Genomic DNA, 8623 nt, shown 5'->3' with positions numbered 1-8623 from the left:
ACGTCCCCCCGGGTCATGACCGCGCCCATCGCCCAGGTGGCGGCGACGATCCGGTCGCCGATCACCCGGTGACTGACGGGAGTGAGCTCGTCGACGCCGCGGATGGTGATGGTGCTCGTCCCCGCGCCGCTGATCTGTGCGCCCATCTCGTTGAGCAGGTCGCAGATGTCCACGATCTCGGGCTCGCGGGCGGCGTTCTTCAGCACGGAGGTGCCCTTCGCCAACACCGCCGCGGTCACGAAGGTCTCGGTCGCGCCGACGGAGGGGAAGCTCAGTTCGTAGCTCGCGCCCCGGAGCTCGGTGGCCTCGGCGACCAGGCGACCGTGGTCCATCCTGGTGCGGGCGCCGAGACGATTGAGCCCGTTCTGGTGCCAGTTGAGGGGGCGGCTCCCGATCGCGTCTCCGCCCGGCATCGCGATCACGGCCCGGTGGTGGCGGCCGACGAGGGGGCCCAGGATGCACACCGAGGCTCGGAGTCGCTGGGCTGCCTTGTCGTCCGCGATGTGCCCCGGTTCGGCGGGCGTGTCGATCACCACGGTGTCGCCGGAGATCTCGACGGTGCACCCGAGGTGCCTCAGCACATCGGCCATCGCCGGCACATCGGAGATCGAGGGACAGTTGGTCAGCGTCGTCCGGCCCTCGGCCATCAGGGCGACCGCCATCAACTTGAGGACACTGTTCTTGGCCCCCGCGACGGAGATCTCTCCGGACAGTCGGGTGCCGCCTCTGACGAGGAAACTCTCCTCGCGGGACGTGGGATTACCGCTCACGCGTCCACCCTAGGCGAGACCGCCGGGCCGTCCTCCGACCGCGGGGCCCCGCGGCCACGTAGGTTGACTCCCATGGCTGTTCATCTGACCAAGATCTATACCCGCACCGGCGACGACGGATCGACCGGATTGTCCGACTTCTCCCGGGTGAGCAAGAACGACCCTCGGCTCGCGGCGTACGCGGACTGCGACGAGGCCAACGCCGCCATCGGCGTGGCCCTGACCGTCGGCGGACTCGACGAGCGCGTCGCCACCGTGCTCAGGACGGTGCAGAACGATCTCTTCGACGCGGGCGCGGACCTGTCGACCCCCATGGTGGAGAACCCCAAATACCCGCCGCTGCGGATCGAGCAGTCCTACATCGACCGGCTCGAGGGCTGGATCGACGAGTTCAACGCGGATCTGCCGGACCTCACGTCGTTCATCCTCCCCGGCGGGACCCCCGGGGGCGCGTACCTCCACGTCGCGCGCACCGTCGCCCGCCGTGCGGAGCGGGCGGCGTGGGCTGCCGTCGAGGCGTTCCCCGAGACCACCTCGGTCCTGCCGGCCAAGTACCTCAACCGGCTCTCGGACCTGCTGTTCGTGCTGGGCCGCGTCGCGAATCCCGAGGGCGACGTGCTGTGGGTGCCGGGCGGCGAGCGCTGACGCGTCCCGCGCCCGCTCTACGCCGCGCGGCTCAGGGCAGGGCGCCCATGCGCCGTGCGGCGTTGACCGCCTCGAAGCGGGTGTGGGCGTCGAGCTTGCGCATCACCGATCGCAGGTAGCTCTTCACGGTCTCGGCGCCGATGCCCATGTCGGCGGCGGTCTCGATGTTCGTCTTGCCCTGGGCGACACACGCCAGCACGTCGAGCTCGCGGCGGGAGAGGCGCGCGGTGGGCATCTCGGGCGGCGGCGAGACCATCTCCGCGCAGATCCGTTCGAGCTCGGCGCGGACGTCGGGATCCTCGGTGCGCGAAGCGAGCATCCGGAGGCGGGCGTGGGTCTCGCGCATCCGCTCGTTGGACAGCACGTCGTCCCAGCGGCCCTCACCGGAGCCGGGACCGACCGGGGCCGAACCGCGCGCCGCCAGCGCGTCGTTCACGGCGATCTCCTGCTCGAGGGCGCGCGCGGTGGCGGCCATCTGGTTGAGGACCTTCTCGCCGAACCGCACCGACGAGTGCACGCCGGCGTAGATGACGGCGCGCACGTCCTTGCCCACCACCACCGGGATCGCGGCCATGGACCGCAGGCCCTCGGAGAGCACCGGGAGGTCGTACTCGTGGGTGATGACGCCCGCGCGCGGGTAGTCGGCCACGCCGACCGGCTTGCCGGTGGCCATGACCTTCCCGCCCACACCGGCGCCGTAGTGGACCTTGAGGTCCTTCATCGCCGAGGTGCGCATCCCGAGCGATTCGGACAGCACGAGCGTGTGTCCCTCGCCGACCACTCCCCCGATCGTCACGGGGATCCCGGTCGCCTCACGCAGGGCCGCGATAGCGCTGCGCACCGAGGCGAGGTCACGCTTGCGCCGCTGGGCATCGCCCGCTGCGCTCGGGCCGCGGCCCGCATTCTCCTCGTCCACGAGGTCTCCTCCCTCGTTCGGTGCAGCACCCCCACCGCGGTCGGTGCAGCACCCCCACCGCGGTCGGTGGGGCCCCTGTCGGTGCGACACTTCGCCGTCGTCAGCGCCACTATACGCACGTGGACGGGGTGATGCCGAACAGGAACATGAGACGACCGTCAGGTTGACGGGGGTAGTGCGCCAGGCGTTCCCACCCGAAGGACGCTCAGGGGGTGAATGCTGGATCGAATGCCTCGGGATCCTCGGGGTCGGCCAACATGGCCGCGGCCCCGGTGAGCGGCGCAGCGCGCTGTTCGTCGTAGATCCACTCCTCCACGTCGCTGGAGTCCGGGTCGCCGATCAGGTACGGGTGAAGGCCGAGTCCGGCGGCGGGGTCGACGTGTTCACCGGGGGCCAGAACGGCCTCGTCGAGGAAGCGCGCCACCTCGTCGTCGTCCATCCCCACGCCGATCACCACCAGCCCGTCGGGGCCGGATCCCCCGGCGCGCAGCTCCAACCGGCGGCCCACCAGTGCCACCTCGTAGCGCCGCGGGCCGTCCGCGTCCGCCAGGGTCAGCGTGCCCTTGGCTCGGTAGGCGCCGGTCGGCGGGGCGGAGACCGCGGCGAGGAACCGGCGCGGGTGGAGGTGGCCGTCGGGCGCGACGGTGACGGCCGTGTAGCCGTCGTGGAGGTGGGAGTGGTCGCGCGCGTCGCCGCCCGGCGCGTGTCCGCCGTCCGTCGCTGCGGTCGACGCGGTGCGGGGCGCGGCGGGTTCCAGTCCCAGGAGCAGCCCGGCCGGCACGGCGGCGCGCACCGCGGGCAGTACGGCCACGCGCGGGGCGTGGGCGCGGATCGTCGCGCGGAGCTCGCCGAACCGTTCACGGGTGACGAGGTCGCATTTGTTGACGACGACGAGGTCGGCCTCCGCCAGGTGCGCCGCCAGACGCGGGTGGCGCTCCATGGCGTCGTCGAGGCCCTCGGCGTTGACCACCTGGATCATCCCGGCGTGCCGCACGATGTCGCGCGGCACGTCGTGGACCATCCGCGACAGCACCGACGGCTCGGCGAGTCCGCTGGCCTCGATCACGGCCAGGTCCAGACCCATCCCGGGATCGGCCAGCCGCCCCAGCGTCCCGGCCAGTTCACTGGCGTCGACCTCGCAGCAGACGCAGCCGTTGGCGAGGGAGACCATCGAGTCGACGCGGCCGGCCACGGCGGTGGCGTCGACGTCGATCTCGCCGAAGTCGTTGACGATCGCCGCGATCCGCAGTCCGGGCGCGCCGGAGAGCAGGTGGTTGAGAAGGGTGGTCTTGCCCGCGCCCAGGTAGCCGGTCAGGACCAGTACCGGCAACGGCTCGCCGGGGGCGCGGCGGGCGTCCGTACGCCCGTCACCGCCCCCGGCGAGGTGACCGTGCGCGAGACGGTTGCTCAGCGCTTCCACTCGGGCTTCCGCTTCTCCGCGAACGCGGACATGCCCTCGGACTGGTCCTCGGTGGCGAACAGCGCGTAGAAGGCGTTCTGCTCGGCGAGCAGCCCCTCCTCGAGCGTGGTCTCGAAGGAGCGGTTGACCGCCTGCTTCGCGGCGATCGCGGTGGTCTTGCTCATGGAGGCGATCTTGTCCGCGACCTTGCGGGTCTCCTCCAGCAGGTCGGCGGCGGGCACGACGCGCGCGACCAGGCCGGATCGCTCGGCCTCGTCGGCGTCCATCTGTCGGCCGGTGAGGCACAGGTCCATGGCCTTGGCCTTGCCCACGGCGCGGGTCAGGCGCTGGGAGCCGCCCATGCCCGGGATCACGCCGAGGGTGATCTCCGGCTGGCCGAACTTGGCGTTGTCACCGGCGATGATCATGTCGCACATCATCGCCAGCTCGCAGCCGCCGCCCAGCGCGAAGCCGGAGACGGCGGCGATGATCGGGGTGCGCGCGGCGGTGAGGCGCTTCCAGTCACCGAAGAAGCGCTCGAGGTAGATGCCGGGGTAGGTCTTGTCCTTCATCTCCTTGATGTCCGCGCCGGCCGCGAAGGCCTTCTCGGATCCGGTGATGATGATGCAGCCGACGTCGGGGTCCGAGTCCAGGCCCTCGACGGCCTCGACGACCTCCTTCTCCATGGCGCTGGACAGCGCGTTGAGCGCCTTGGGGCGGTTGAGGGTGATGGTCGCGACCCGGTCGGTCTGCTCGACCAGGATGTTCTCGAACTGCTTCTCGGTCACGGACATGCGCGTCTCCACTCTGTGTCTGCCTACGATTAGTTGGAAGTCCTTGTAAAGACTCCGGGGCCGATGCTAGCCGGTCAGCGCGCGAGCGGCCCGCCGTTCCACAGCCCCGACCGTACGGCCTCCCCGTGGTCGACGGTCGCCTCGCGCGCCTCGGGCACGAGCGGCGAGTACCGCACGAGCGATCCCCAGTCGCGGTCCCAGTCGTGCTCGAGGTAGGTCGGCACGGTCTCGCCCTCGAGCAGCAGCTCGATGAAGCCGAGCGGCCCGCCGCCGTCCCACGACTGCCACGTGTTGGTGGAGCTCACCGCCAGCCCGCGGTCCGGCAGTACGCGGTACTCGGGCAGCTCGTGGATGCCGGCGTACTCGTCGAACGGCCGCAGGCACGGCACGTGGAACGCCACCGCCCAGTCGGGCAGCACCGGACGGGTGTCGCCGACCAGCTCCTGCATCGTCACGAGCTCCGGCATGCGCGGCGGGGTGAAGGCGATCCAGCGCGACGGGTCGGGGTCGAGGTCGCGCACGACCAGCCGGATCGCGGTGGTGTCGTCGGGCAGCGTGTCCACGGGCACGCGCAGGTTGCGCCACGCGGGGGCCGGGCCGATGTCCAGGGGGAGGACGGAGCCGGCGACCTCGGTGCCGCCGCCGGTCGCGTACTCGACGCGCAGGGCGTCGGGGGCGAAGGAGCCGGCCACGGCGATGGTGATGAGCGGGTTCTCGTCCGACCGGTCGGGCAGCGGGTACCAGTCGGTGGTCGTCTCGGCGTTGAACTGCGCACCGGTCTGGTGGCTGCCCAGGACGGGCACGCGGGCGGGGTCGAGCCCGAACGGCAGGACGGCGTGGCTGCCGTTGATGCCCTCCCCGGCGCGGACGCCGCCCTCGGTGCCGGCGGTGGTCGACGTGGTGTCGGAGCTCTCGCCGGTGCCCGGGGTGTCGGTGTCGACGTCCTGCGTCGCCGTGAGGTCGGTGGGGATGCCGTCGGGTTCGAACCGGATCGCCTCGGCCCCGGCCTCGAGCTGGTCACGCGGCTCGCCCACGGGCGCGAGGAGGCCCGCGTTGGCGTCCGGCTCGGCGAGGACCGCGTCGGCGATGCCGCACGGCTTCCCGGACAGTGCGCGCAGGTTCTGGAGACCGACCGAGTAGGCGGGGTACTGGTTACGGACGGCCGCGGCCATGGAGGCGACGATGATGACGACGACGAGGGCGGCCGCGAGCCCGAGCGGGGCCCGCGAGACCTCGCGGGCGAAGCGACGGAGCGGCCCGCGGTCGCGGTCGGGCCGCTGCGGCCCGGTCCGCGTGACGAACGGCTCGCGGTAGTGCAGCACCAGCGCGGCGAGGAGGGCCAGCAGCATGAGGCCGACGAACACCGAGGACAGGGTGACGCCGGCGATGGACGGCTGGGCCCCGCCCCACGGGATGCCGTAGATAGAGATGTACCACCAGCCGTTGGTGGAGGTGAAGCTCAGCGCCAGGACGAAGAACACGGCGGCCAGGAACAGCATGCGGTTGCGCAACGAGCGGGTCGCGGTGGGCAGAACCGCCATGGTCACGAGGGCGGCGAGCGCCGCACCGATGGTCGCGAAGGCGCCGAAGTGGTGGGTCCACTTGGTGGGGTTGAGCGCCATGAAGGCGATGGAGATGGCCGCGAGGCCCACGATGCGCCGGGCCGGCCCGATCGCCACGCCGGGGACGTGGCCCTTGCGGAAGAGGATCGCCGCGCAGGTGATGAGCGAGAGGAACATGGTGAGCACCGCGAACCGCCGCGCGAGCGAGCCGTCCGGAGTCGGGTTCATCAGCCACTCGTAGCGCCACACCTCCTCGAACCAGCGGCCGGTCGGCCCGACGTCGCCGAGCAGCGCCGAGGACTGGAGCGTGGTGACCAGCGGCTGGTCCAGGAAGATGAGGTGCAGCACCCCGAGTCCCGCGGCCAGCAGGGGCGCCACGGTCGGGATCCACCCGTCGCGCCGCGCCCGCCGGATGACGAGCAGCAGCAGCGGGCGCGAGGCGGCGATGATGACGGCGATGCAGAACGTCCCCGTCGGCGCCGCGGACAGGGTGAGCCCGCCGATGATGAAGCCTGTCGCCGCCGGCAGCAGCCGGCCGGTCGCGAGGGCCCGTTCGAGCGAGACCCAGGTGGCCAGCACGCCGAAGGCGATGATCGGCTCGGGGCGCAGGCCGTTGTTGTAGGTGAGCCAGAACGCGAGGAAGACGGCGGCGGTGCTCCACCGGACGGCGGGCGCCCGGCGGGCGGCGATTCCCAGGCGCGGGATGACCTCCCGCGAGAGCAGGATCCACGATCCGATGCCCAGGAGCAGGGCGGGCAGTCGGAGCCAGACACTGCCGAGCGAGACCGCGCTCATCAGGGTGTAGAGATAGTACGGCATCCCGAAGGGGGCGTAGGGGGCACCGTAGTAGCGGAAGACCTCGGGCATGTAGCCGCTGGAGACGGCCGCGCGCGCCTCGGTGAGGATGTAGCCGTCGTCGGCCGTGTTGGCGCCGATGACGTGCCACACGAGCAGGGTGCCCACGACGAGCACGTCCAGCGGTCGCGGCTTCCACCAGCCCGGCGGGAGGATCCGGCGGGCCAGCCGTCCGTCACGCAGGTCGAGCCGGTGTAGGGCGACCAGCGCGACGATGATGGCGAGGATGCCCACGACGATCGCGATCTGCTTGATCGCCGTCGCCTGCGTGGTGTAGCGGGAGTCGACCGTGATGTCGACGGACATGCCCTCCGGGGCCGCGCCCTCCAGATCGGTGAAGACGCCCACCACCTGGGGTCGCAAGTCGCGGTCGATGCGGCCTCCGACGCCCTGCCCGTCGACTGAGAGTCCGGTGAACTCGGCACCGATCGAACCGGAGTCGGCGATGACGCGGATGCTCGAGCAGCCGCCGGGCGCGGCGACCGCCTCGGTCGGAGCGGAGGCGATGAGGACGTTGCGGCTGCGCACCTCGACGTTCGGGCCGGCCACGGACACCATGAGGCCGCGCGCGCCGGCGTCCTCCCCCGCCTCGCGCGGCGCGGTGGAGACGAGGACGCCGTCCTCGCGGCCCTGCTCGCGCAGCTCGGTCACCGCCGAACACGGGAGTTCCACCTCGATGTCGAGCGGGTAGTACGCCACCAGGGGCGCGGTGACCGGGTCGAGGGTGCCGCCCTCGGGCCAGCTGATACTCGTCGTGGTCTGCGTGACGGGGAGCAGCGGCACGACGATCGCGAGCAGGATGCCGATCAGTCCACTGACAGCGGCGATGATCCCCCACCGAGGTCCCGACTGGGTTCTCTCCGGCACGACAGGGACCTCGCTGGCAGTCGATGGCATGGCGTCCACGCTATAACGAGGGATCGACGATCCCCGAAACGACGAACGCGCCGGAGGGATAACCCTCCGGCGCGTCATGTCCGTGGTGGCCAGAGTCGGGATCGAACCGACGACCTTCCGCTTTTCAGGCGGACGCTCGTACCAACTGAGCTACCTGGCCATAAGACCACCGGCGCACCCGGTGAAACCGAATGCGCCGGTTGCCTCTGGCGACCCTGACGGGACTCGAACCCGCGACCTCCGCCGTGACAGGGCGGCGCGCTAACCAACTGCGCCACAGGGCCGTGCTCTTCGCACGAGAAAGAACATTAGTGGACGCCGCCGTCGATGCGCAAATCGGGGCCCGGTCCCCCGGTCGTGCGCTGGTCAGCACCGCGTTCGGAACGGGGCGCCCCCGACCCCGAGGGAGCGCGGTGGCGCCACCGTCGCGAGGCACTGAACGCACGAGGTCCCGGCCACCTGCTCGGTGACCGGGACCTCGACTGTGTGTACCCCCTACGGGATTCGAACCCGCGCTGCCGGCGTGAAAGGCCGGTGTCCTAGGCCGCTAAACGAAGGGGGCCTACGCCACGTCCGGGATCGCCGGTCCGCAGCGCGCTCCAGTGTAGGGCACCGCCCGCCGGGCGGATAAACCAACCGGGAGGCGGGGCGGTATCGTGGCCGTCGCCCCTATAGCTCAGTTGGTAGAGCTACGGACTTTTAATCCGCAGGTCGTCGGTTCGAGCCCGACTGGGGGCACCACCGCGGTCGCCGGGTCGGCTGCTCGTCACCGATTTTGGACGCGT

The 8623-nt window shown here is 71.3% G+C and carries 6 protein-coding genes and 4 tRNA genes (1 of these 10 cut by a window edge); 2 read left to right on the top strand and 8 right to left on the bottom strand.

Going from position 1 to position 8623, the window contains the following annotated elements:
• Nucleotides 1-770 carry the 5' portion of a UDP-N-acetylglucosamine 1-carboxyvinyltransferase gene (gene murA, locus VYL96_RS03920; protein WP_007627009.1) on the bottom strand. The gene continues 514 nt to the left of window position 1, outside the view, so 770 of the gene's 1284 nt are visible here — the first part of the coding sequence; the start codon lies at nt 768-770; the stop codon falls past the left edge of the window.
• 72 nt (nt 771-842) lie between these two features.
• Here murA and VYL96_RS03915 point away from each other — a divergent pair, with 72 nt between their 5' ends.
• Entirely contained in the window at nt 843-1415 is a 573-nt protein-coding gene (locus VYL96_RS03915) for a cob(I)yrinic acid a,c-diamide adenosyltransferase (RefSeq protein ID WP_061916078.1), read from the top strand.
• Nucleotides 1416-1446: 31 nt separating this feature from the next.
• Here the strand turns inward: VYL96_RS03915 and VYL96_RS03910 are convergent, their stop codons facing one another.
• The 7 genes from VYL96_RS03910 to VYL96_RS03880 form a co-directional block, all read right to left on the bottom strand.
• Complete coding sequence (locus tag VYL96_RS03910; protein ID WP_061228985.1) at nt 1447-2331, bottom strand: LuxR C-terminal-related transcriptional regulator; 885 nt, start codon at nt 2329-2331, stop codon at nt 1447-1449.
• Between the two features lie 205 nt (nt 2332-2536).
• Nucleotides 2537-3751 carry a CobW family GTP-binding protein gene (locus VYL96_RS03905; RefSeq protein WP_131886190.1) on the bottom strand — a complete coding sequence of 405 codons (1215 nt, stop codon included), beginning with the start codon at nt 3749-3751 and terminating at the stop codon, nt 2537-2539.
• On the bottom strand, nt 3739-4524 hold the full coding sequence (locus VYL96_RS03900; protein WP_063934968.1) for an enoyl-CoA hydratase: 786 nt from the start codon (nt 4522-4524) through the stop codon (nt 3739-3741). The genes VYL96_RS03905 and VYL96_RS03900 overlap by 13 nt, the downstream gene beginning before the upstream one ends.
• Before the next feature lie 74 nt (nt 4525-4598).
• Nucleotides 4599-7838 carry an arabinosyltransferase domain-containing protein gene (locus VYL96_RS03895; RefSeq protein ID WP_131886189.1) on the bottom strand — a complete coding sequence of 1080 codons (3240 nt, stop codon included), beginning with the start codon at nt 7836-7838 and terminating at the stop codon, nt 4599-4601.
• An 83-nt stretch (nt 7839-7921) separates the two neighbouring features.
• Nucleotides 7922-7998 (bottom strand) — tRNA-Phe (locus VYL96_RS03890).
• A gap of 47 nt (nt 7999-8045) precedes the next feature.
• Nucleotides 8046-8122: transfer RNA gene (locus VYL96_RS03885), tRNA-Asp, on the bottom strand.
• A gap of 205 nt (nt 8123-8327) precedes the next feature.
• Nucleotides 8328-8400: transfer RNA gene (locus tag VYL96_RS03880), tRNA-Glu, on the bottom strand.
• A 103-nt stretch (nt 8401-8503) separates the two neighbouring features.
• On the opposite strand from VYL96_RS03880, the gene VYL96_RS03875 reads away from it, so the two are divergent.
• Nucleotides 8504-8579 (top strand) — tRNA-Lys (locus tag VYL96_RS03875).
• Nucleotides 8580-8623 lie beyond the last annotated feature (44 nt).

This window comes from Dietzia maris (genome assembly GCF_036287335.1).
GTDB classification, from domain to species: Bacteria; Actinomycetota; Actinomycetes; order Mycobacteriales; family Mycobacteriaceae; genus Dietzia; species Dietzia cinnamea.
The sequence above is the reverse complement of the archived record's forward strand: the minus strand, read 5'-3'. Positions and strand labels throughout refer to the sequence as shown.